The 21,775-nt window shown below is 59.8% G+C and carries 24 protein-coding genes; 5 read left to right on the top strand and 19 right to left on the bottom strand.

The annotated features are described in order from the left end of the window. Positions 1–94 precede the first annotated feature (94 nt). Genes ACP15V_RS01475 through ACP15V_RS01465 form a run of 3 tightly spaced genes read left to right on the top strand, consistent with a single transcriptional unit; the run spans position 95 to position 2,427 of the window. Positions 95–562: a PaaI family thioesterase gene (locus ACP15V_RS01475; protein WP_424941910.1), complete on the top strand. Its 468-nt coding sequence runs from the start codon at positions 95–97 to the stop codon at positions 560–562. Beyond that, the gene (locus ACP15V_RS01470) at positions 559–1,074 is read left to right on the top strand and encodes a PaaI family thioesterase (RefSeq protein ID WP_424941909.1); all 516 of its coding nucleotides are present in this window, start codon (positions 559–561) and stop codon (positions 1,072–1,074) included. Before ACP15V_RS01475 ends, ACP15V_RS01470 begins: the two co-directional genes overlap by 4 nt. A gap of 6 nt (positions 1,075–1,080) precedes the next feature. Continuing rightward, positions 1,081–2,427 (top strand): MATE family efflux transporter, encoded by a 1,347-nt coding sequence (locus ACP15V_RS01465; RefSeq protein ID WP_424941908.1) that lies wholly within the window; start codon positions 1,081–1,083, stop codon positions 2,425–2,427. Between the two features lie 89 nt (positions 2,428–2,516). Here the strand turns inward: ACP15V_RS01465 and arsC are convergent, their stop codons facing one another. Genes arsC through ACP15V_RS01450 form a run of 3 tightly spaced genes read right to left on the bottom strand, consistent with a single transcriptional unit; the run spans position 2,517 to position 4,257 of the window. After that, on the bottom strand, positions 2,517–2,861 hold the full coding sequence (gene arsC, locus ACP15V_RS01460; protein ID WP_424941907.1) for an arsenate reductase (glutaredoxin): 345 nt from the start codon (positions 2,859–2,861) through the stop codon (positions 2,517–2,519). Next, positions 2,858–3,922, bottom strand: a complete 1,065-nt coding sequence (locus ACP15V_RS01455; RefSeq protein ID WP_424941906.1) for a quinone-dependent dihydroorotate dehydrogenase — start codon at positions 3,920–3,922, stop codon at positions 2,858–2,860. The genes arsC and ACP15V_RS01455 overlap by 4 nt, the downstream gene beginning before the upstream one ends. Beyond that, complete coding sequence (locus ACP15V_RS01450; RefSeq protein ID WP_424941905.1) at positions 3,919–4,257, bottom strand: DUF952 domain-containing protein; 339 nt, start codon at positions 4,255–4,257, stop codon at positions 3,919–3,921. The genes ACP15V_RS01455 and ACP15V_RS01450 overlap by 4 nt, the downstream gene beginning before the upstream one ends. 147 nt (positions 4,258–4,404) lie before the next feature. On the opposite strand from ACP15V_RS01450, the gene ACP15V_RS01445 reads away from it, so the two are divergent. After that, entirely contained in the window at positions 4,405–5,226 is an 822-nt protein-coding gene (locus tag ACP15V_RS01445) for a bifunctional allantoicase/(S)-ureidoglycine aminohydrolase (protein ID WP_424941904.1), read from the top strand. A 21-nt stretch (positions 5,227–5,247) separates the two neighbouring features. On the opposite strand, the gene ACP15V_RS01440 is transcribed toward ACP15V_RS01445, so the two are convergent. The 3 genes from ACP15V_RS01440 to puuE are packed head-to-tail and all read right to left on the bottom strand — an operon-like array spanning position 5,248 to position 7,913. Further along, entirely contained in the window at positions 5,248–5,958 is a 711-nt protein-coding gene (locus tag ACP15V_RS01440) for a GntR family transcriptional regulator (protein ID WP_424941903.1), read from the bottom strand. A gap of 42 nt (positions 5,959–6,000) precedes the next feature. After that, the gene (locus ACP15V_RS01435) at positions 6,001–6,501 is read right to left on the bottom strand and encodes an ureidoglycolate lyase (protein WP_424941902.1); all 501 of its coding nucleotides are present in this window, start codon (positions 6,499–6,501) and stop codon (positions 6,001–6,003) included. Continuing rightward, positions 6,498–7,913 carry an allantoinase PuuE gene (gene puuE / locus ACP15V_RS01430; RefSeq protein WP_424941901.1) on the bottom strand — a complete coding sequence of 472 codons (1,416 nt, stop codon included), beginning with the start codon at positions 7,911–7,913 and terminating at the stop codon, positions 6,498–6,500. Before puuE ends, ACP15V_RS01435 begins: the two co-directional genes overlap by 4 nt. A gap of 215 nt (positions 7,914–8,128) precedes the next feature. Between puuE and ACP15V_RS01425 the strand changes: the two genes are divergently transcribed. Then, positions 8,129–9,688 carry a bifunctional metallophosphatase/5'-nucleotidase gene (locus ACP15V_RS01425; RefSeq protein ID WP_424941900.1) on the top strand — a complete coding sequence of 520 codons (1,560 nt, stop codon included), beginning with the start codon at positions 8,129–8,131 and terminating at the stop codon, positions 9,686–9,688. Between the two features lie 231 nt (positions 9,689–9,919). On the opposite strand, the gene ACP15V_RS01420 is transcribed toward ACP15V_RS01425, so the two are convergent. The 13 genes from ACP15V_RS01420 to secG form a co-directional block, all read right to left on the bottom strand. Next, positions 9,920–11,137 carry a DegT/DnrJ/EryC1/StrS family aminotransferase gene (locus ACP15V_RS01420; RefSeq protein WP_424941899.1) on the bottom strand — a complete coding sequence of 406 codons (1,218 nt, stop codon included), beginning with the start codon at positions 11,135–11,137 and terminating at the stop codon, positions 9,920–9,922. A 180-nt stretch (positions 11,138–11,317) separates the two neighbouring features. Further along, positions 11,318–12,697 carry a glutamine synthetase family protein gene (locus ACP15V_RS01415; RefSeq protein ID WP_424941898.1) on the bottom strand — a complete coding sequence of 460 codons (1,380 nt, stop codon included), beginning with the start codon at positions 12,695–12,697 and terminating at the stop codon, positions 11,318–11,320. Continuing rightward, a complete protein-coding gene (locus ACP15V_RS01410; RefSeq protein ID WP_424941897.1) occupies positions 12,697–13,377 on the bottom strand; it encodes a type 1 glutamine amidotransferase in 681 nt (226 codons plus the stop codon). The genes ACP15V_RS01415 and ACP15V_RS01410 overlap by 1 nt, the downstream gene beginning before the upstream one ends. A gap of 262 nt (positions 13,378–13,639) precedes the next feature. Beyond that, positions 13,640–14,446, bottom strand: a complete 807-nt coding sequence (locus ACP15V_RS01405) for an ABC transporter permease (protein ID WP_424941896.1) — start codon at positions 14,444–14,446, stop codon at positions 13,640–13,642. After that, a complete protein-coding gene (locus tag ACP15V_RS01400) occupies positions 14,443–15,327 on the bottom strand; it encodes an ABC transporter permease (protein ID WP_424941895.1) in 885 nt (294 codons plus the stop codon). The genes ACP15V_RS01405 and ACP15V_RS01400 overlap by 4 nt, the downstream gene beginning before the upstream one ends. Positions 15,328–15,452: 125 nt before the next feature. Beyond that, positions 15,453–16,166: a transporter substrate-binding domain-containing protein gene (locus ACP15V_RS01395; RefSeq protein WP_424941894.1), complete on the bottom strand. Its 714-nt coding sequence runs from the start codon at positions 16,164–16,166 to the stop codon at positions 15,453–15,455. Positions 16,167–16,202: 36 nt separating this feature from the next. Next, the gene (locus ACP15V_RS01390) at positions 16,203–17,009 is read right to left on the bottom strand and encodes an ABC transporter ATP-binding protein (RefSeq protein ID WP_424941893.1); all 807 of its coding nucleotides are present in this window, start codon (positions 17,007–17,009) and stop codon (positions 16,203–16,205) included. Positions 17,010–17,197: 188 nt separating this feature from the next. Continuing rightward, entirely contained in the window at positions 17,198–17,635 is a 438-nt protein-coding gene (locus tag ACP15V_RS01385; protein ID WP_424941892.1) for a TerB family tellurite resistance protein, read from the bottom strand. 211 nt (positions 17,636–17,846) lie between these two features. After that, positions 17,847–18,140 carry a DUF1330 domain-containing protein gene (locus ACP15V_RS01380; RefSeq protein WP_424941891.1) on the bottom strand — a complete coding sequence of 98 codons (294 nt, stop codon included), beginning with the start codon at positions 18,138–18,140 and terminating at the stop codon, positions 17,847–17,849. An 11-nt stretch (positions 18,141–18,151) separates the two neighbouring features. Continuing rightward, positions 18,152–18,769 carry a hypothetical protein gene (locus ACP15V_RS01375; RefSeq protein WP_424941890.1) on the bottom strand — a complete coding sequence of 206 codons (618 nt, stop codon included), beginning with the start codon at positions 18,767–18,769 and terminating at the stop codon, positions 18,152–18,154. 79 nt (positions 18,770–18,848) lie between these two features. Further along, positions 18,849–19,292, bottom strand: coding sequence for a TerB family tellurite resistance protein (locus tag ACP15V_RS01370; RefSeq protein WP_424941889.1), 444 nt, complete (start codon positions 19,290–19,292; stop codon positions 18,849–18,851). A 119-nt stretch (positions 19,293–19,411) separates the two neighbouring features. Then, on the bottom strand, positions 19,412–21,055 hold the full coding sequence (locus ACP15V_RS01365; RefSeq protein ID WP_424941888.1) for a CTP synthase: 1,644 nt from the start codon (positions 21,053–21,055) through the stop codon (positions 19,412–19,414). Positions 21,056–21,294: 239 nt separating this feature from the next. Then, positions 21,295–21,663, bottom strand: coding sequence for a preprotein translocase subunit SecG (secG, locus tag ACP15V_RS01360; RefSeq protein WP_424941887.1), 369 nt, complete (start codon positions 21,661–21,663; stop codon positions 21,295–21,297). Between the last annotated feature and the right edge of the window lie 112 nt (positions 21,664–21,775).

The raw sequence follows: 21,775 nt of genomic DNA, 5'->3' as shown, positions 1-21,775 counted from the left end.
AATTGAGAATAAGTCGCAAATGCAAAACTAAGGGCTTGCCGACCAAAAGGCAAGCGCCAATAAAAGAAGCAGCAAGCTGGAAGGAACCTGCCGCATGATCAAGGATTTGACCCCGGAAAAGAAGGCGGAAATTGCCCGGCAGTTCACCGAGGCGATTCCCCATTGCCGCGCGTTGGGCATGACACTTGAAGAGATCGGCGAAGGCGAGGCGGTGATTTCCATGCCGTATAACAAAGCGTTTGTAGGGGATCCGCGCACAGGTGTGATCCACGGGGGGGCCGTCTCTGCCGTGCTTGATACCTGTTGTGGTGCCGCGGTGATGAGCCACCCGCGCGCCCCCGCCATCACCGCAACCATTGACCTGCGCATCGACTATATGCGTCCGGCCACGCCGGGACAGAAGATCACCGCGCGGGCCACGTGTTACCATGTGACCCGCTCTGTGGCCTTTGTGCGCGCTGTAGCGCTGGATGAAGATGAAAATCGCCCGGTCGCCACGGCCACAGGGGCCTTCACCGCCGATGGCGATCTGAGCCGCAAATCCACGGAGGCGGTGTCATGAGCAATCCGACCCGTCGCAAACCCGAACCGGTCGAAGTGGTCAAGCACCGCCGCGACAGCACCTTGTCGGCCCTGGTAAACGGTGTGCCCTATATCAAATTTCTTGGCATTGAAGTGGAACGCCACGGGGATGAGCTCACCGCGATTCTGCCCTTTGCCGACAAGCTGATCGGCAACCCGATGCTGCCCGCCATTCACGGGGGTGTGACGGCGGCCTTTCTGGAAACCGCCGCCGTGATCGAACTGACCTGGGTCAGCGTCTGGGCGGATATGGAAGCGGGGCTTCTGGATCAGGAACATCAACGCGATGCGATCCTGTCCTACCTGCCCAAAACCATCGATTTCTCGATCGATTACCTGCGCTCTGGCCTGCCGCGCGACGCCTATGCCCGTGCCCGTGTGGTGCGATCTGGGCGGCGCTATGCCTCTGTTCATGTCGAGGCCTGGCAAGACAATCGGCAAAAGCTGTTTGCCCAGGCGACGGGCCATTTCCTGATGCCCTCCCGCGATTGATCCTTCATGTCTGGCACCCCACGGATCACCCATAAGCGGATCCTGAAATTCGCTTTGCCCATCACGCTCGCCAATGTGACCGTGCCGCTTTTGGGGGTGGTGGATACCGGTGTGGTCGGGCAGCTGGGGCAGGCCGTGCCCATTGGGGCCGTGGGGATTGGGGCCACCATCCTGTCCGCGCTTTTCTGGTTTTTCGGGTTCCTGCGCATGGGGACAACCGGGCTGACCGCGCAGGCCCATGGGGCAGGGGATCAGGTTGAAACCGCTGCGATGCTCAGCCGGGCCTTGATGATTGCGTTTTTGGCCGGTCTGGTGCTGATCACGCTGCAAATCCCCCTGATCTGGGCCGCGTTTCAGATCGCGCCGGCCTCGGCCGAGGTCGAAGCGTTGGCGCAGCAGTATCTGCAGATCCGCATCTTTGGTGCCCCCGCAGCAATTGGGGTCTATGCGATCACCGGCTGGCTGATTGCACTGGAACGCACGCGGGCCATTCTGGTGCTGCAGCTTCTGACGAACTGCACCAATATCCTGCTGGATCTGTGGTTTGTGCTGGAACTGGGCTGGGGTGTGGCCGGGGTGGCCTATGCCACGCTGATCGCCGAATGGTTGGGGTTGGCGGTTGGGCTTTTCCTGTGTCGCGCGGTGTTTCAGACCCCCGGATGGGCCGATACGCGCCGTCTTCTGGATCGGGTGGTGTTGCGCCGCATGACCGTGGTGAACACTGACATCCTGATCCGGTCGCTTCTGTTGCAAGGGATTTTCATCAGCTTCATGTTTTATGGCGCACGCCTGTCGGATGTGGAACTGGCCGCCAACCAGGTGCTGATCCAGTTTGTCTATGTGACCGCCTATGCGTTGGACGGGTTTGCGCTGGCAGCCGAGAGCCTTGTGGGGCAGGCGGCGGGGGCGCGTGATCGGGGAAGATTGCGCCGGGCTTCGCTTCTGTCAAGCCAATGGGCGGCGGGGGTATCGGTGCTGCTGGCGCTGGTCTTCTGGGCGGTTGGACCCACGGTGATCCACGCCATGAGCACCGCCGAGGATGTGCGTGCTGTGGCGCAGATCTATCTGATCTACATGGTTTTTGCGCCCGTGATGGGCTGGCCCAGCTTTATGCTCGACGGGATTTTCATCGGGGCAACTCGCAGTGGCGAGATGCGCAATATGATGGCCCTGTCGGCGTTGATTTATGCGCTGTCGCTTGCGATTTTGCTGCCGCTACTGGGCAATCACGGACTTTGGCTCGCGCTGCTCATCAGTTTTGTGGCACGCGGGGCGACATTGGCCTGGCGCTATCCGGCGCTGGAGCGATCTATTGCTGTGCCAGGACAGGCCGAGAGGGGGGGCGTGACCTGACGGTCACCGCGTGCCGCGGGCGGGGGCCTCGCTGCGCTCGGCGTTTTCTGGCCTCCGGCGGGGATATTTGTGACCAGAAAATAAGCAGGTCAGAGGATTTCGAGCACGCGTTCCGGCGGGCGACCAATGCGCGCCTGCCCGTTGGCGAAAACGATGGGCCGTTCAATCAGGATCGGGTGGGACGCCATTGCGGCGATCAGGTCCTCGTCAGGCGTATCAGTCGAAAGGCCCAGTTCTTTGAAGATCTTCTCGCCCTTGCGCATCATTTGGATCGGTGTGACGCCCAAAGACTCGGCCGCTGCGCGGATGTCATCGGCGCTGGGCGCGTCGTCCAGGTATTTGCGAACTTCGACCGCGCCGAGGTCTTCGACCAGTTCAAGCGTCTGGCGCGATTTCGAACAGCGCGGGTTGTGCCAGATTAACGTGGGTGTCATAGCCAGTCCTCTCGTCCCGTCCCCACCGCGTCGCTGACCTTGGCAAACCCGTCACGGGCCAGCAGGTCATCAAGGCCGCGGGCGATCTCTTCCACCAAGCTCAGCCCCTGATAGGCAAGCGCGGAGTAAAGCTGAACCACCGAGGCACCGGCGCGGATCTTGGCATAGGCGTCTTCGGCGCTGGAAATGCCCCCCACACCGATCAACGGCAGGTTTCCATCGCTGAGTTGCGACAGTTTTGCCAGCACACGTGTGGACTTTTCGAACAATGGACGGCCGGAAAGCCCACCCATTTCGCCTTTATGAGCACTTTTCAAACCATCTCGGGACAGCGTGGTGTTGGTGGCAATCACCGCGTCGATCTTGACCTCCTGCGCCACCTGGACAATCTCGGCCAGCTCGTCATCGGTCAGATCCGGGGCAATTTTCAGGAAGATCGGAACATATTTGCCCAACCCGTCGCGCACGCTCTGCACACCGGTCAGCAGGCCACGAAGCGCGTCAGCCCCTTGCAGGTCCCGCAATTTTTCCGTGTTGGGAGAGGACACATTCACGGTGGCGAAATCCAGATGCGGGCCACAGCAGGCCAACACCTTGGCGAAATCGGCGGCGCGATCATCGCTATCCTTGTTTGCGCCGAGGTTCAGCCCCACCGGCACCGGACGGCGGCGATCGCGGCGGGCCAGGCGTGCAGCGGCGGCGTCCATGCCTTCATTGTTAAAGCCGAACCGGTTGATCACAGCGCGATCTTCGGTCAGCCGAAACAGGCGCGGTTTCGGGTTGCCGGGCTGCGCGCGCGGGGTGATGGCGCCAACTTCGACAAAGCCGAAACCGGCCTGCGTCAATTGTGCGACGGCCTGGGCGTTCTTGTCATACCCCGCCGCCAGCCCGACCGGGTTCAACAGGTCCAGACCGCAGAAATTGGTTTTCAATCGCGCGCTGGTCACGTCCCCCGCCAGCGGCACAACACCTGCGCGCAAGGCCATCAGGGACAGGGTATGGGCGCGTTCCGGATCCACCTTGTGCAGCGCTTTGATCGCGAGTTTTTCAACGAGGTTCATTGCATGTCCTCCGGAAAGTCATGGCCGTCCTGCCCAAGTGGCAGCGGCTTTTGCCAGATGATCTCGTCCAGCGTCATGGGGCGGTACAGATGGGGAAACAAATCGCCGCCGCGCGATGGCTCCCATTTCAGCGCGTCGCCCATGGCGTCGGCCTCGAAGGCCAAAAGCAATAGATCGTCTTCACCGGCGAAATGCTTGGCCGCGGTTTCACGCGCCTGGCCGGCGGTCGAGAAATGGATGAACCCATCCGCCAGATCAACCGGCGCGCCCTGGGTGCTGCCTGCAGCTTGAAAAGCGGCCCATTCCGGGGCCCGGAGGATTTTATAGATCAGCATGCGCCCCACATGCCAAGCGGGACAGGCGGCGTCAAGTTTATGCGCAGCTTTGCGGGCCAGATGCCGCGAATTGGCTTGGCGATTGCGCGGGGTTTGTTAACAATGGCGCGGCGCAGGGCCGATCCCCGCGCAGATTGAGAGGTCCAGATGTCGAAATACCATACCCCGGAAGGCGGATTGCCACCGCAAACGCAGATCCTGACCGATCGCGCCATGTTCACCGAGGCCTATGCGGTCATCCCGCGCGGGACGTTTTCGGATATCGTGACCTCTGCCTTGCCGCATTGGGAGAAGGCGCGGTTTTGGGTGATTGCGCGGCCCTTATCGGGGTTTGCCGAGACATTCTCGCAATATGTTGCAGAAGTGGAGGCCGGCGGCGGGTCTGACCGGCCAGAAAGTGATGAGAATGTTGAAGCCGTGCTGTTTGTGACCGGCGGGTCGGCGCGGCTGACTGTCGATGGCGTTGACCACGACCTGACGGAAGGCAGCTATGCCTATCTGCCACCAAGTGCCAAATGGGCGCTCTGGGCGACGGGGCCGGATCGAGCGAAATTTCACTGGATCCGCAAGGCCTATCAGGCCGTGGATGGGATCGACAGCCCCGAAGCTTTTGTCACCCATGAACGCGATCACGCCCCCATTGAGATGCCCGACACCAATGGGGCCTGGGCCACGACACGGTTCGTTGATCCCGCCGATATGCGTCACGATATGCACGTGAATATCGTGACCTTCCAACCCGGTGGCGTGATCCCATTTGCCGAAACCCATGTGATGGAGCACGGGCTTTATGTGCTTGAAGGCAAAGCCGTTTATCGATTGAACCAGGATTGGGTCGAGGTCGAGGCCGGCGATTTCATGTGGCTGCGCGCCTTTTGCCCGCAGGCCTGTTACGCGGGCGGGCCGGGGCCGTTTCGATACCTGCTTTACAAGGATGTGAACCGGCATATGCCGTTGAACAAGTTCTGACCGCGCCAGCAGGTCTTTGGATCAGCGAAACAACAGATCTTTCAAAGGAATGGGCTTTTCGCGCACCGGATCAAAGTTCAGATCGGCTTCCAGATGGGCCAGATGTGCGTCCATTTCTGCAATCAACCGGGCGCTGTCGCGGTCAGTCAGGGCGTGAAGAATACGTGCATGCTCGTCCTCGTCACAATGCGAGGCGCTTTTGTCCCCATAAAGCCCGATAATCAGCGCTGACCGCATGGTGAGATCGGCAAGAAACCGGGCCAGAACGGCATTTCCCGCAATTTCGGCGAGCTTCAGATGAAACTGCGATGACAGGCGCAGCGCACGTGGTTCATCCTCGGTTGCGCGGGCGTCTTCTTCTTCGGAAATGATATGCGCCAGCGCCGACAGGTCGTCGTCGGTCACCGCGTCACAGGCCGCCTCCAGCACCGTGCGTTCAATGGCGCGGCGGGCCTCGAAAATGTCACGTGCGTCCTTGGGCGAGGGCGAGATCACGAAGGCGCCGCGATTGGGGATCAGATCCACCACATTCTGTGCGGCCAGCGAGGCGAGCGCGCGGCGCACATTGGCCCGGTTGCACGAAAACATGTCGCTTAGCGCCTGTTCGCCCAGCTTGGTGCCCGGCGGCAGGCGACGTTCCGCAATCGCTTCGAGAACCGTCTTTTCAATCCTGTCTTCGATGTTTGCCTTCATATCGCCCGTGGTTTTGCTGTGGTGATTTGGCCCGTCCATATGCCCCGTCCATAAGCCCTGTGCCCCTTATTTGCAACGGGATCAGTCAGGTGGCGGCAGGATGGTCCATGGATGGTCGAACAGATGTTCTTCGAGGTTCGGCGCAGAGCCGATGTGATCCACCACCGCATAAAGCCCCTGTGCCCCAATCGGGGCCAACACCCCGTGCCAGGTGCCGCGATGCAGGTTCACCGCCTGTCCGGATTGCATCAGAAAGGCGCGTGGCGTGCCGGGGGTGCCATTTTCATCCGGGCAGACCGTGATCAGCAACGGGACCGCATTCATCGGGATAAAGGCTTGCGATCCTTCCGGGTGGCGTTCGACCAGATCCAGCATATAGGGAAAGTGGCGTGCCTTGCCGTGAAACAGGCTGATCCCGGCGCGGCCGGACCCGAAATCCAGTTGCGCGAGGTCATGATGGCGTTGGCACATCCCGGCATTGATCGGGATGCTTTCGGCCGTGCAGTCCAACACATCCCCGAAGGCGGAAAATTCAGAAGCCGTTAGGGGGGCCGCGACGATCTCTCGTGCCTTTTCGGTCATGGCAGCAAGTCCATCAGACGAAACTCCGCAATGCGCTCGACCTGTTTGCAAGCCTCGGTAAACTCGACATCCGTGTCATGGTCGATGCGCGCCTGGAACGCGGCAAGGATCGAGGCCTTGTTGTGGTCGCGCACAGCAATGATGAAGGGAAATCCATGTTTTTCAACATATTGCCGATTGAGGGTGGTGAAGGTGTCGCGTTCTTCATCTGTCAGCATATCCAGCCCGGCCGAGGCCTGTTCTGAGGTGCTGTCCGAGGTCAACCGCCCGGCGGCGGCCAGTTTTCCGGCCAGGTCCGGATGTGCTTTCAGGACGCCCATCCGCTCTTCCTCCGCTGCGCTTCGGAAGGCGCGGCAAAGTGCGTTGTGCAACCCGATGGCCGTGTCATGGGCGGGGCCAAGTTCCAGTGCGAAGGCACGCTCTGCCACCCAGGGGGAGTGTTCGAAAATGCCGCCGTACAGTTCGACAAACCGGGGGAGGGACATCTGGCTGGGCCGTTCCCGGCGCGTGTGCGGATGGGTTTTTGCCCAATGTTGCGCGATATCGATCCGGCGGGGGCACCACACACCGTCATGTTTCTGCAAATGAGAGATGAACCGCCCAAGCCCGGCAATCTTGCCCGGACGCCCGACCAACCGACAATGTAGCCCCACGCTCATCATCGCGGGCCGTGCGGCCTGACCTTCTGCATATAGCGTATTGAAACTGTCGATCAGATAGTCACCGAAATCCCGTCCCGTGACCCAGCCGGGCGCCGTGGCAAAGCGCATGTCATTGGCCTCGAGCGTGTAGGGGATGATCAGCTGATCCCGTGTGCCTACCTCAATCCAATAGGGCAGATCATCGTCATAAGTATCTGATATATAATCGAAACCCCCTTCTTCGGCAACCAGCCGAACGGTGTTCGCGGAACAGCGCCCCGTGTACCAGCCGCGTGGGCGTTCCCCCACGACCTCGCGATGCAGGCGGATGGCTTCTGCGATCTGGGCGCGCTCTTCTTCTTCGCTCATGTCCTTGTGCTCAACCCATTTCAACCCATGGCTTGCGATCTCCCATCCTGCGGCTTTCATCGCAGCCACTTGGGCGGGGCTACGGGCCAGGGCTGTGGCCACGCCGTAAATGGTCAGCGGAACTCCGGCGCTGGTGAACAGGCGGTGCAACCGCCAGAACCCGGCCCGCGCGCCATATTCGTAAATGCTCTCCATGTTCCAGTGACGCTGCCCGGCCCATTGGGCAGCCCCCGGAATGTCGGACAAAAAGGCCTCTGATGCCGCATCGCCATGCAACAGGCAGTTTTCCCCGCCTTCTTCGTAATTGAGCACAAATTGGACAGCGATCCTGGCATCGCCTGGCCATTGCGGATGAGGGGGCGTTGCGCCGTACCCATACATGTCGCGCGGATAGCGTGCCATGGCAGACCTTTCTCTTTGTGCCCAACATTGGTGCGGTTGCGGCAGAATGTGCCTGATCATGATAAGGGGAAGGCAGGATTGTTAACAAGATCCAAGCGGCGAAATCCCGACAGGTTTCGGGCTGCCTTTCCGTGGCGGAAGGTATGACCCGGCTTTGACAAGCCGCCCCGACTCGCGCAACTCTTTCGCCATCACCAATATTCAGGGGGTTCCCAATGAAACGATTTCTGACATCCGTTGCTGCCATGGCCATGACCGCAGGTGTGGCCCAGGCCGACTACACGTTGAATATCATTCATATAAACGACCTGCACAGCCGGGTTGAGCCGATCAACAAATACGATTCGACCTGCAAAGCCGAGGACAATGCCGAAGGGAAGTGTTTTGGCGGTTATGCCCGGGTTGCCACTAAGATTGCCGAACTGCGCAAGGAGCTGGATGGCCAGAATGTCATCGTCATGGATGCGGGCGATCAGTACCAGGGGTCGCTGATGTATACGACCTATAAGGGTGACGTTGAAATCGAAATGATGGAGAAAATCGGTTTCGATGTGATGGCGGTTGGCAATCACGAATTTGATGATGGGGACGAAGGTCTGGCCAAGCTGCTGGATGGTGTGTCCTTTCCGGTGATTTCCGGCAATCTCGACGTGAGCAAATCCAATGTCCTAGCCGGCAAGCTGGGCAACCATGTTGTGCTGGATGTGGGTGGCGAAAAAGTCGCGGTGATTTCTGCCCTTGCCGTGGACACGGTGGAAACCTCCAGCCCGAGTGACGCGGTGATGTTCGAGGATGAGATCACGGCGCTTCAGGCGGATGTGGATGCACTGACCGCTGAAGGGGTGACCAAGATCATCGCGCTGAACCATGTGGGCGTGAAAAAGGATATGAAAATTGCCGAAGCGGTCACCGGCATTGACGCGGTTGTGGGCGGGCATTCGCACACCAAATTCTCGAACACCGAAGACGGCGCGATGGCCTATCCAACCATGGTGGGCAATGTCCCGGTGGTGCAGGCCTATGCCTATTCAAAATACGTCGGGCTGTTGACGCTGGTGTTTGATGATGAGGGGAATGTGACGTCGGCCACTGGGGATACAATCCTTCTGGACGCGTCAGTTGCGGAAGATCCGGAAATCGTGGCTCGGGTGGCCGAACTGGCGGGCCCGATCGAAGAGATGAAGACGCGTGTGGTGGCTGAAAGCTCTGAACCGATTGATGGCGAGCGCGGATCCTGCCGCGCGATGGAATGCGCGATGGGCAACATCATCGCGGATGCCATGCTGGACCGCGTGAAGGATCAGGGGATTGAGATCGCCATCCAAAACGGTGGCGGCATCCGGGCCTCGATCGACGCTGGTGAAGTGACCATGGGCGAGGTGCTGACCGTGCTGCCGTTCCAGAACACGTTGTCGACCTTCCAGGTGGATGGCGCAACCATCCTGGCCGCCTTGGAAAACGGGGTCAGCCAATATGAAGACGGCGCAGGTCGCTTTCCGCAAGTGGCAGGGATGACTTATACGTTTGATCTGTCAAAAGAACCGGGCAACCGAATTTCAGATGTCATGGTTGGTGGCGCCCCGATTGACCCGTCCAAGATGTATGGCGTTGTCTCGAACAACTATGTGCGCAACGGTGGGGATGGGTACAAAATGTTTGTTGATGCGCAAAACGCCTATGATTTCGGGCCGGACCTGGCCGATGTGACGGCAGAATACATGGCCAAAATGGGGCCGGTGAAACCGATGCTTGATGGGCGGATTAAGCAGAAGTAATCTGTTAAAAACGTTATGAAAAAGGGCAGGTGTTCCTGCCCTTTTTTGTAGCCTGGAAACGCATTGAACGCATTCTAAGAAAACTAGAAAACTAGAAAACTAGAAAACTAGAAAACTAGAAAACTAGAAAACTAGAAAACTAGAAAACTAGAAAACTAGAAAACTAGAAAACTAGTTTTCTGGTTTTGTTATACTGGGAGTGGCTGCTGTGCGTATGACCCGGCTTGGCGCTCAGGCCGCCGAATGGCGCTGTATGCTCTTCACATCTTTCGCCGCTTCAACCAAGGCGGTTGCAATGAACTCCAGTTCAGGCTGGGTCAGGCGTACGGGTAGGCGGGTGTCACAGGCGCGCATCAACATCTCTCGCGTTTGCGGCAAAGGACCGGGGTCCGCCATGAATTGCCAGTTCCAGAAGGCACGCGCATTGTCCTCGCTCAGGCCGAACACCTGCACCGACACACCGCGTGCTTTGGCCGCGTCTTGAAAGCTTACGGTTTCCTCGTCGCTGAAACCCACCAGATTGAACTGGATCGAATCCGGGGCCCGGGTTTCCGGGGCCAAGGGGGCGGGCACGTCCAGCCAAGGGCTTTTGTTCAGCAGCTCCGCCACGAAATCATGGTTGCGCAACCCGTCCGTCACCCGTTGCGCCAGTTCCGGGATTTGCGGTCGGATCACCGCGGCCGACAGGTTCGACAGGCGCGTATTATAAAGCGGCAGCTTGTTTTGCCAGCGGGCAAAGGCCTCGGCCAGATCAGGGGAATTGTCCCCATGAGGCGATTTGTGCTTCTTCCAATTGTGCTCATAGGCGCCCGACATGATCACCGCGCGCGCGGCAATTTCGGCGTCATCTGTGACCATGATCCCGCCTTCACCCGCATTCAGCATCTTGTAGCTTTGGAAGGAAAAACAGCCGATTTTGCCAATGGTGCCGATCTTTTTCCCATGCCACAGGGTGCCAAGCGAATGGGCGGCATCCTCGATCACCGGCACATTCCGCGCGTCACACAGCGCCATGATCGCGTCCATGTCAGAGGTATGCCCGCGCATGTGGCTGATGATCACGGCTCCGATGTCATCGGTCAGCTTGGCGTCGAAATCTGCCATGTCGATGCGGTAATTTTCGCCCACCTCCACCAGAACCGGCACGCAATCCGCATGCACAACTGAACTGGGCACGGCGGCAAAGGTGAAGGCCGGGATCAGCACTTTGGTATCGCGCGGCAGGTCCAGCGCCTTGAGCGAGAGGAACAGCGCGGCAGAGCAACTGGCCACCGCGAGCGCGTATTTGGCCCCCATCAACTCGGCAAACTCCGCCTCAAGCAGGGCGACCGGCGCGTCCATCGGCGCAGTGTAGCGAAACAGATCACCGGAGCTCAGAAGCCGGTCAATTTCCGCACGTGCTGCTTCGGGGATGGGTTCTGCGTCATAGACATTGGGTGCAAGCGACATAAGATCTCCTGTCTGCCTCGTCTTTCTGGCCTGGTTTTGGATCCGTTTCGGAATTCCCAAAAAGTCATTTCGGAAATTCTAATGCAGTTTGCACGTACACACCACAAAAAATACCCCGGAAACGTGACGTTTTCCGGGGTAAATCAGGAGGATCCTGCAGATGGCCGCACATCCGGCCCGTCAGACATTCAACAACAGATGTTCCCGTTCCCAAGGGCTGATGACCTGCAAAAACTCGTCATATTCCGCGCGTTTTACAATGGAATACACCCGGCCAAAGTCGGGGCCAAGAACCTCTTGCATTTCATGGGCCGCATCGAACAGATCCAGCGCATCGCCCAGACCGCGTGGGATATCCCCGTCGCCCTCATAGGCATCGCCCTTATACTGTGCGCGTGGTCGTTCCTGCTCGATCAGGCCAAGATAGCCCGCCGCAAGCGAGGCCGCGATGCCCAGATAGGGGTTGCAATCCATCCCGGCAATCCGGTTCTCGACCCGCCGCGCCTTGGGCGATGCGAGCGGCACCCGAATGCCTGTCGTGCGATTGTCACGCCCCCATTCCAGATTGATCGGCGCGGCATTGTCTTTCACGTAGCGACGATAGGAATTCACATAAGGGGCCAGTACCGCCACGGTGCTGGGCAAATGGTTCTGCAAGCCGCCGATAAAGTGGAAAAACGCATCCGTTTCCCCGCCTTGCGGGCCGGTGAAAATATTCTCTCCGGTCTCGCGGTCCAGCACCGAATGGTGGATATGCATGGCCGACCCCGGTTCTTCGGCAATCGGTTTGGCCATGAAGGTGGCAAAACAATCGTGGCGCAGCGCGGCCTCGCGAATGAGCCGTTTGAAGTAGAACACCTCATCGGCCAGTTTGATCGGGTCGCCATGGATCAGGTTGATTTCCAACTGGCCGGCGCCGCCTTCCTGGGTGATCCCGTCAATCTCAAACCCCTGCGCTTCGGCGAAATCATAGATGTCGTCAATCACCGGACCAAACTCGTCCACTGCTGTCATCGAATAGGCCTGACGGGCCGCCGCGGGGCGGCCAGAGCGCCCCATCATCGGCTTGATCGCCTCAGCCGGATCCAGGTTGCGGGCCACGAGATAAAACTCCATCTCCGGGGCCACCACGGGCTCCCACCCCTTGGCGTGATACAGATCCACCACCCGTTTCAACACATTGCGCGGCGAATAGGGGATCGGATGATCATTGCGATCATAGGCGTCGTGGATCACCTGCAGGGTCCAGTCCGCCGTCCAGGGCGCAGCGGTGGCGGTGGTCATATCGGGGCGCAGGATCATGTCGCGCTCGATAAACCCCTCTTCGCCCGCCGCCTCACCCCAATCGCCGGTGATGGTTTGATAGAAAATGCTGTCAGGCAGGTGGAAATGCTCTTGCCGGCCAAATTTGGCCGCCGGCACCGCCTTGCCCCGGGCAATGCCGGGCAGGTCTGAAATCACGCATTCGACCTCGTCCAGACGATGCCCGTCGAGATAGTCCCTTGCCGCATCGGGCAGATTGACCATCCAGCCCGTGGTCGATTTGTCAGGCGTCCCCATCACTTGGCCCCCTGTTTCAACACCGCAGCCATTCGATCGGCGAATGTCTTGTTGTCATTGTCGGCTGGCAGGTTTTCCACCGCGCGATCCAGCAATTCATCTGGCACATTGCCGCGCCCACGATGGGTGATCAGCCCGGACACCAGGTCAGAGGTAAACTCCGGGTGCGGCTGAATGGTCAGGATCTGGTCGCCATAAACCAATGCCGCATTGGCGCAGAAATCGGTCGAGGCAATCACGCGGGCCCCTTCGGGCAGTTCGGTCACCTGATCCTGGTGCCAGGCGTTCAGGGCCAGGGTCTCGTCGCCGAAATCATATTCGGTGCGCCCCACCGACCAGCCGCCGGAAAACTTCTCAACCTTGCCGCCAAGCGCCTGGGCAATGATCTGATGGCCAAAGCAAACCCCCACAAGGGGCTGACCTGCCGCCTTGATCTTGCGGATCAGATCTTCCAGCGGCGGGATCCAGTCATGGTCTTCATAGGCCCCGTGTTTCGACCCGGTGATCAGCCAGCCATCGGCCGCATCCAGACCCGGGGGGAACTCCCCATCCACCACGGAAAAGATTTCAAATGCGAACCCATGCCCATCCAAAAGCCGGGTGAACATTTCGCCGTAGTCACCAACACTGTCACGCACTTCTTCAGGCGAGTGGCCTGCTTGCAGGATACCGATCTTCATGTGTCACCAAATTTGATCAAATTTCTGCGGCCAGACTAACCGAGCCAATCGCTGGCGACAAGCACCTTCGTGACGGAGAATATGCTACGGGTCTCTTTCGGCATGCGTCTTTGACAGCGCGTGGCGTCATTTCTCATTTTCTGGACATAAATATCCCGGGGTGAGCCTCGCAGAGGCGAGGGGCAGCGCCCCTGTTCAGGCTCACGAAGTGAGCCACCAACAGCGGGCTAAGGCGCAAGCCGAGGCCCCCTTGACGCTGCTCTTACCGGAACAGATTCATCCGAAGCTTCACCGGCTTGCGCCGTTCCTGCGGCAGGTGGCGGTTCAGATGACGACTTGCAACCCCGAACACCGTGATCACCACAAGGGTCAACAGGATGAAATAACCGGCCAGGATCGGATAGGGGATAAACGGGTTGAAGGTTTTGTCGGCGAAGTAGCTCGCGTAATAAAGCGCATCCCCCTGCTGGCCGCGCACCGGAAAGCTGGAAAAGGACACCAGCGCCGTGGCGTGAAACAAGAAAATCGCTTCGTTGGTGTAGGATGGCCAGGCCAGCCGCAGCATGGTGGGGAAGGTGATCCGCTTGAACCGGGTCAGCCCCATGATCCCATAGGCATCCGCCGCTTCCAGGTCCCCTTTCGGGATCGACCGAAGCGCGCCGTAAAAGATCTCTGCCGAATAGGCGGAGGTGTTGAAAAACAGCACAACCGTCGCCCCCAACCAGGCGGCGGTCAGCGGCTGAAAGACCGGATAGGCCTGTTTCAGCGACAAAAACACCGCGTAGGCAAAGAAGAACTGGATAAACAGCGGCGAGCCGCGGAACACGTAGATGAAGAACTCCGCCGGTTTGCGCAGGGCGGCGTTGCGGCTGTTCTTGCCCATCGCAAGGGCCACCGCAAAGACAAACCCAAAGATGATCGCGGCCAGCCCGTAATAGATGTTCCAGATCATGCCCGACCCGATCAGGGTGAACTGTTCACACAGCGTGAAATCCGAGCGCGGCAGCAGACGTTCGCCATAGCCGATGGACCGGAAGGCGTAATCCTGAATGGTTTGAAGACAGCTCATGCCGCGGCCTTTCTTTGTGCTTCACCGGCGGCGGTGGCCTGCCCCTTGGACAGGCGGGCCGAGATCCGTTTGAAGACGCGTTCCGACAGGCTGGTGAAGGCCAGGTAAAAGACCAGCAGCCCGAAATAGTAATACATGTGCCAGTTGGCGTGCGGGTAATCGGAAAAGCGCGCGGTCTTGGTCGCGCCCAGCTCCTTGGCCCAATAGACCGCGTCTTCCACCCCCAGCAGGAACAAAAGCGGCGTGGCCTTGATCAGGATCATCCACAGGTTACTGAGGCCGGGCAGGGCATAGATCCACATTTGCGGCACCATGATCCGCCAAAAGGCCTGCCGATGTGACATGCCATAGGCCTCGGCAGTTTCCATCTGTGCGCGCGGCACCGCCTTCATCGCGCCATAGATCACATTGGCGGCAAAGGCACCAAACACGATGGCGAAGGTCAGCACGGCCAGGAAAAACCCATAGGTTTCATGCACCCATTGCGGGCTGGTCGACAGCGGCAGCTTCGCCTCGGCGCAGACCACAAAATCATTGCCCTGCCGCACCGGGTCGGTCCAGTCGGGGCATTTCACCTTGTGGCGCATCCATTCAAACGCCTGGTCCAGCGCAATCACGAAGAAGAGGAAAAAGGCAATATCCGGCACGCCGCGCACGATCGAGGTATAGGCCTTACCAAACCAGCGGATCGGCGCGATGCGTGCGCGCGATGCCATTGCGCCCAGAAATCCAAAGCCAAGCGCCACCGGCGCGGTGATTGCCAACAGCACCAGAACCGTCCCGAAGGACAGGTAGAAAGACATGTGCTTGCCTGTGGTCAGGTAACACGACAGCCATGACAGGCCTTCAAGCGTCGAGGGGTCGGTGCAGTAGGAAAACATCGCGGGTGTCCGAAGGGCGGGGGCCGAAGATCAGGGGCTGTGCAGGGGTTGCGCACCCCGTCTGGCGGCCGGGTGTGAAAGGGGGCCCGCCACAAGGGCAGGCCCCGATAAATCATGGGATCAGATCACCACTGAGACGAGACTTCCCACTTCGCGATCAGCGTGTTCAGCGTGCCATCGTCTTTCATCGACTGAATGGCCGCATCAAACTTGGCGCGCAGTTCCGGGTCCGATTCACGGATGCCCATGCCCACGCCGCCACCGATGGCTTCCATCCGCTCCAGCATCACCAGACCGTCCTGGCCCACCATGGTGTCGAGGAAGGATTTGTCGGCCAGAACCGCGTCCGCTTCGCCGTTTTTCACCGCAGCGACGGTTTCTTCCGGAGTGGCAAACTCGATCAGGGTCCAGCCCTGCTCGGCCACGAAAGCGGCCTGAATGGTGGTCGCCTGGGCGGCGATCACAGCGCCACCTGCCGGGTCCACATCCGCCGACATGGCGGCATAGGCCGAGGGATCTGGCGGGGTGTAGGGCTGGGTGAAGTCGATCACTTCATCGCGCTCGTCGGTGATCGACATGCCCGCGATGATGGTGTCGTAGTTGCCCGACACGAGGTTCGGAATGATGCTGTCCCAGTCGTTCTTGACCCAGGTGCACTCGAGCTCGGCGCGTTTGCACAGCTCGTCGCCCAATTCGCGTTCAAACCCGTCGATTTCGCCGGCATCATTGACGAAGTTCCACGGGGCATAGGCGCCTTCGGTGCCCATGCGCACGGTGTCCGCCATGGCGAACCCCGCGGTAACGGCCATGGCGGCCGTGGTCAGGATCAGTTTCTTCATATTTTTCTCCCTTGGTGATTTTGTTGGTTTCTTGTGTCAGTGCGGCTGCGAATGCGACAGAAATTGCTTCAGTCGCTCGCTTTTCGGATTGCCAAAAAGATCTGCCGGCGCGCCTTCCTCTTCGACCAGACCCTGGTGCAGGAACACCACGTGGTCGGAAATATCGGCAGCCATACGCATGTCATGGGTCACGATGAGCATGGTGCGGCCCTCGGCGGCCAGATCCTTGATCACCTTGATCACTTCCTGTTCCAGCTCGGGGTCGAGTGCCGAGGTGGGTTCGTCGAACAAAAGCGCGCGTGGTTCCATGCACAGGCCCCGCGCGATCGCGGCGCGTTGCTGTTGCCCGCCCGAAAGCTGCGACGGCCACATGTCGCATTTGTCGCCGATGCCCACCTTGTCGAGGTAATAGCGCGCCTTTTCCTCAACCTCGGCCTTGTCGCGGCCCATCACCGTGACCGGGGCCTCCATCACATTTTGCAGGATGGTCATGTGGGACCACAGGTTGAATTGTTGGAAGACCATCGACAGGTTGGTGCGAATGCGGGTGACCTGTTTGCGATCCGCCGGGTGACGATCCAGCCCATGACCGCGCCAGGAAATCGGTTCACCTTCAAAGCGGATTTCACCCTGCTGGCTTTCTTCAAGCAGGTTGGCACAGCGCAAAAGGGTGGATTTCCCTGACCCCGATGATCCGATCAACGAGACCACATGCCCGCGTGGGGCAACCAGATCGACCCCTTTCAGAACCTCAAGCGCGCCATAGCTTTTATGCAGGTCGCGGATTTCGATCACGGGTGTGTCAGCAGCAGCTGTCGTGTCAGTTAGCGTGTCTGGGGTCACAGAGTGGATCCGAATTTGCCTCGTTCATTGACCCGTGAGTAGGGCGCAATTCTTTTGCAATTGCAACGGCGAAAACACGTGCCCCTAAGGTAAGGTTCGGCTTATCGACGATAAAACCGACGATAAGCCGATTGGATGCGTCCCCGGCGCAAGGTCCTCGCGTCAGACGGGTGACAGGTGTCAGAGGATCAGCTGCCCTGTGCGCGCTGACGGGCGATGTTCGAATCGCGATCGTTTATCCCCAGAAGGCTCGCCACCATACGCATCAGCGCGTCTTCTTCCTCGGCGCGGGTGCCATCCGCCAGCACCACGGACCATGCGGTTTCGATCACTGCGATGCGGTCGTCCAGCGGCACCGCGTCCTTGATCGCGCGGGTGAAGCGCACCGTATCAGGGGCCTGAGTTTCAAAGGCTTCTGCTTCTTGGCGCAGGTCTGCAGCGGCGGCTGGGGTCAGGCCGTAACGGGCCGCCAGCGCCGCATCAATGGCCGCGATTTCACGGGCATCGTAATCCCCGTCAGAACGGGCCAGCCGCACAAGAAGGGCCGACAGTGCAAGGCGTGCATCGTCCTGGTTCAGCGGATCGGGGGCGGGGGCAAACAGCCGGTCGAGAAGCGAAGAAATCATGGGGTTAGATATAGGGCAGGGAGGGCGCGGGGGAAAGGTGGCGCGCGCGAAGGTTCTGAGAAAGCGGGGCTCCCGCCCGGATTTGCCCCCCTCGCGGGGCGCATCCGGTTGGGGGTGGCCTCGCGTCGCTCGGCAGGGGCGCTGCCCCTCGCGGCGGGGCCGCTCACCCCGGTATATTTATGATTAGAAAATGAACAATATCGTCGCGAGGTCAGTCCGCGTACCCTTCGACGATGATCAGATCCCCTTCGCTGACCGGGTCGCGCAGGGCTTTGGCGGCCTGGTACTCTGCGCTGGCGTAGCAGTCTTTTGCGGCTTGGTAGCTTGGAAACTCGATCACCACATTGCGCGCGCGCGCGGTGCCTTCCATGGTTTCGAATGCGCCGCCACGGATCAGGAAACGCGCACCGAATTCGGCAAAGGCCGTGCCGTTGGCCGCGATGTATTTCTTGTATTCGTCAAAGTCATGCACGTCGATCCGGCCGATCCAGTATCCTTTTGCCATGTTCCATTCCTTCAGCTGGTAGGTGTGTCGAGCGGGTAGAGTATGTCATCTACCGCAATTCCGCCGGGGTCCATGTGGGTGATTGTCACGGCGCGCGCCGGGCTGGGAAGGTGAAACCCATAAGGGGCCACTCCGGTATCTGGCCGCAGGGTTTGCATGGCGATCGGATTGCCCGCCGCGTCATGGAAGGTGATCGTGACAGGCCCCGGGATGGGGCGGCTGCCCAGCGGGTCGGCGTAATCGGCATGAAGTTTCAGCGCAAAGCGCGTGATCGCGTGGTCAAACACAATGGCCAGCGCGCCTTCGCCACGCCCGGTAATGTCTTGGAACCCTTCGGGGCCAAGCGGAAACAGGGCATTGGAGCCGAACCCGGCATGATAGGCCACGGCGAGGTTTTCACCGGGGCCTCCCGCGACCACCTCCAATGGCAGGCGGGGCGGGCCAGAGAGCTGATCGAACCCGTCGACCGCCTGCCGTGCCTGGCCTGCAAGCCGCTCGCCGATGCGGGCAGAGGGGGCGGTGAGGATGCCGTCATAGGATGCACCCGGTTCAGGCAGGACAGGCAGTGTTTCGAACGTGATCCGGCCGGAAAGTTCACGCTCGAGCTGTGCATAGGGCACGGGCTGCACTGTCTCTGCGCTGAGGGGGGGCGACGTGATTGAGATGATCGTCGCTGCAAGGGGGCATAAGATGCCCATGCGGTACATCTCAATCTTCCGAGGTGGCACTGTGTCCATTGGAAATGTCGTCGCGTGACAGGCCCAACTCCTGCGCAACCTGGGTGACGAAACAGGTTTCTTCGTCGCGCACCAGGCCATCAGCCCGCGATACGCCCCAGAGCGCCGAGAGCATGGTGACACGGGTTTTGGCATCCACCCCTTCGCGCACCAATGCGGTGAGGGTCGACGTGTCCGGCGCTTCGCGTTCCAGCTTTTCACAGGTAGCACGCGCTTTGGCGGCCTCGACCGGGTTGAGGTCCCGGTGGCGCGCAAACAGCCGGTCAATCATGGCGATCTCTTCCACCGCGTAATTCTGATCGGCCTTGGCCAGACGCACCAGAAGCACGCCCATGGCAAGTTCCCCATCCAGCTCTGGCAGGGGCGTGGCGTCTTGCGGGGTTTTTGTAAACTTCTGAAAGAACTCTGACAGCATGGGACCCTCTTACGTGTTAGCGCGAGCCTATCCATCGGCGGGCAAAGCGGCAAGAGGGCAAACAAAAAGGCGCGCCACTGGACTGTGATGCGCCTTTTGATGTTTGAGCTTGGGGTGGATCAGACCAGCCGTTCCACCTCTTTCGCCGCCCGTATGAAATCGGCAAACAGCGGGGCGGGATCAAAGGGTTTCGACTTCAGTTCGGGGTGGAACTGCACGCCGATGAACCACGGGTGATCTTCCCATTCCACAATCTCCGGCAGGCGCCCATCGGGGGACATGCCCGAGAATTTCAGCCCGCAGGCCTCAAGCTGATCGCGATATTTTGCGTCGACCTCGTAACGGTGACGGTGACGTTCTTCGAGTTCCGTGCCGCCATAGATCCGCGCCACGTTCGACCCTTCGCTGAGCGTCGCCGAATAGGCCCCCAAGCGCATTGTGCCGCCCTTGTCATCGCCAACCTTGCGTTTGACCTTATAGTTGCCCTGCACCCATTCCTTCAGGTGATAGATGACAGGGGTGAAACGGGTTTCGCCCGCCTCGTGGTCAAACTCCTCTGACCCTGCATCCTTGATGCCGGCCACGTTGCGCGCGGCTTCGACCACGGCCATCTGCATGCCCAGGCAAATGCCCAGGTAGGGGATCTTGTGTTCGCGGGCATATTGCGCCGCCTTGATTTTCCCTTCGGTGCCGCGTTCGCCAAATCCTCCGGGCACAAGGATGGCGTGGAACCCTTCCAGATGCGGGGCAGGATCACCCTTGTCGAACAGCTCGGCATCCACCCATTCGAGTTTCACCTTTGTCCGGTTGGCCATGCCACCATGCGCGAGCGCTTCCTTGATCGACTTATAGGCGTCTTCCAGCTGGGTGTACTTGCCCACCACGGCCACTTTCACTTCGCCCTCGGCATTGTGAATGCGGTCTTCCACATCTTCCCAGCGGCGCAGGTCGGGTTTGGGGGCGGGGGCAATCTGGAAAGCGTCCAGCGCCGCCTGATCAAGGCCCACCTTATGATAGGCCATCGGTGCTTCGTAGATCGATTTCAGGTCATAGGCCGGGATCACCGCCTCTTGGCGCACGTTACAAAAGAGGCCGATTTTAGCGCGTTCCTTGTCCGGGATCGGGTGTTCCGACCGGCACACCAGCACGTCGGGTGCGATGCCGATCGAGCGCAATTCTTTCACAGAGTGCTGGGTCGGCTTGGTCTTCAGCTCACCAGACGCCGCGAGATACGGCAGCAGGGTCAGATGCATGAAAATACACTGGCCACGCGGGCGTTCCTGGCTGAACTGGCGGATCGCCTCGAAAAAGGGCAGAGCCTCGATGTCGCCCACCGTGCCGCCGATCTCACACAGCATGAAATCGACCTCGTCATCGCCGATGGCAATGAAGTCTTTGATTTCATTGGTCACATGCGGGATCACCTGAATGGTTTTGCCCAGGTAATCGCCCCGGCGTTCTTTTTCCAGCACATTGGTGTAGATCCGGCCGGACGAGACAGAATCGGTGTTGCGCGCGGCCACGCCGGTGAAGCGTTCGTAATGGCCCAGATCCAGGTCGGTCTCTGCCCCATCGTCGGTCACAAACACTTCGCCATGCTCAAACGGGCTCATCGTGCCGGGGTCGACATTCAGATAGGGGTCCAGCTTGCGCAGGCGGACCGAATAGCCGCGCGCCTGCAACAGCGCCCCCAAGGCGGCCGATGTCAGGCCTTTGCCAAGAGAGGAAACAACACCACCGGTGATGAAGATGTAACGTGCCATATGCTTGGCTGCCCCCGTGAGATTGGGCCTTTGGCTGTCTGCAAAGCGCCCGGTCAAGTCCTTTCGAATGCGCAAGTACCTGTCGTAAATGTGCTTCGAACCATCTGCGAAACACCAAAACGAACGGGCCTGCGAATCCGCATTCCACGGGATTTAAGACTTACACGATTCCGGTATCCCGCGCAACCGAACCGCAAGATGAGGGGCGGAAAAACCGCCACTTCACAAACTGTAGTGATTTAGTCCGCGCGGGGCGGGGTCAGGCTTTCGTCAGTTGAGACCGGCGGAAGCAGGCTCTCCACGTCCGGCAGCGCCGGGGTGACCGGGGCCTCTTCTGAAGTGGTCGGCAGGCCAAGCGCGTCAGTGACCGAGCTGTCAGCCGAGTTTTTCGCCGCGATGATCGTCAGCGAGATCGAGGTGACCAGGAAAGCAATCGCCAGGCCCCAGGTGATTTTCGACAGCGCCGTCGCAGCCCCGCGCGACGACATGATGCCGCCACCGCCGCCGCCACCGATCCCAAGCCCACCGCCCTCGGAACGCTGAAGAAGCACAACACCGATCAGCGACAAAGCCAGAATCAGGTGGATAACAAGGACGACATTTTCCATAAGCGGGGCCTAATGTTCGGTTACGACGATCTTCGCGGGTATGTAGGCGAAAGGGCGGGGCGGTGCAAGTCGCCAATCGGAATGCCTGGTGTCTGAGGGCAGAAAAACGAAG

This window comes from Aliiroseovarius crassostreae, assembly GCF_049803815.1.
GTDB lineage: Bacteria > Pseudomonadota > Alphaproteobacteria > Rhodobacterales > Rhodobacteraceae > Aliiroseovarius > Aliiroseovarius crassostreae_A.
The sequence above is the reverse complement of the archived record's forward strand: the minus strand, read 5'-3'. Positions and strand labels throughout refer to the sequence as shown.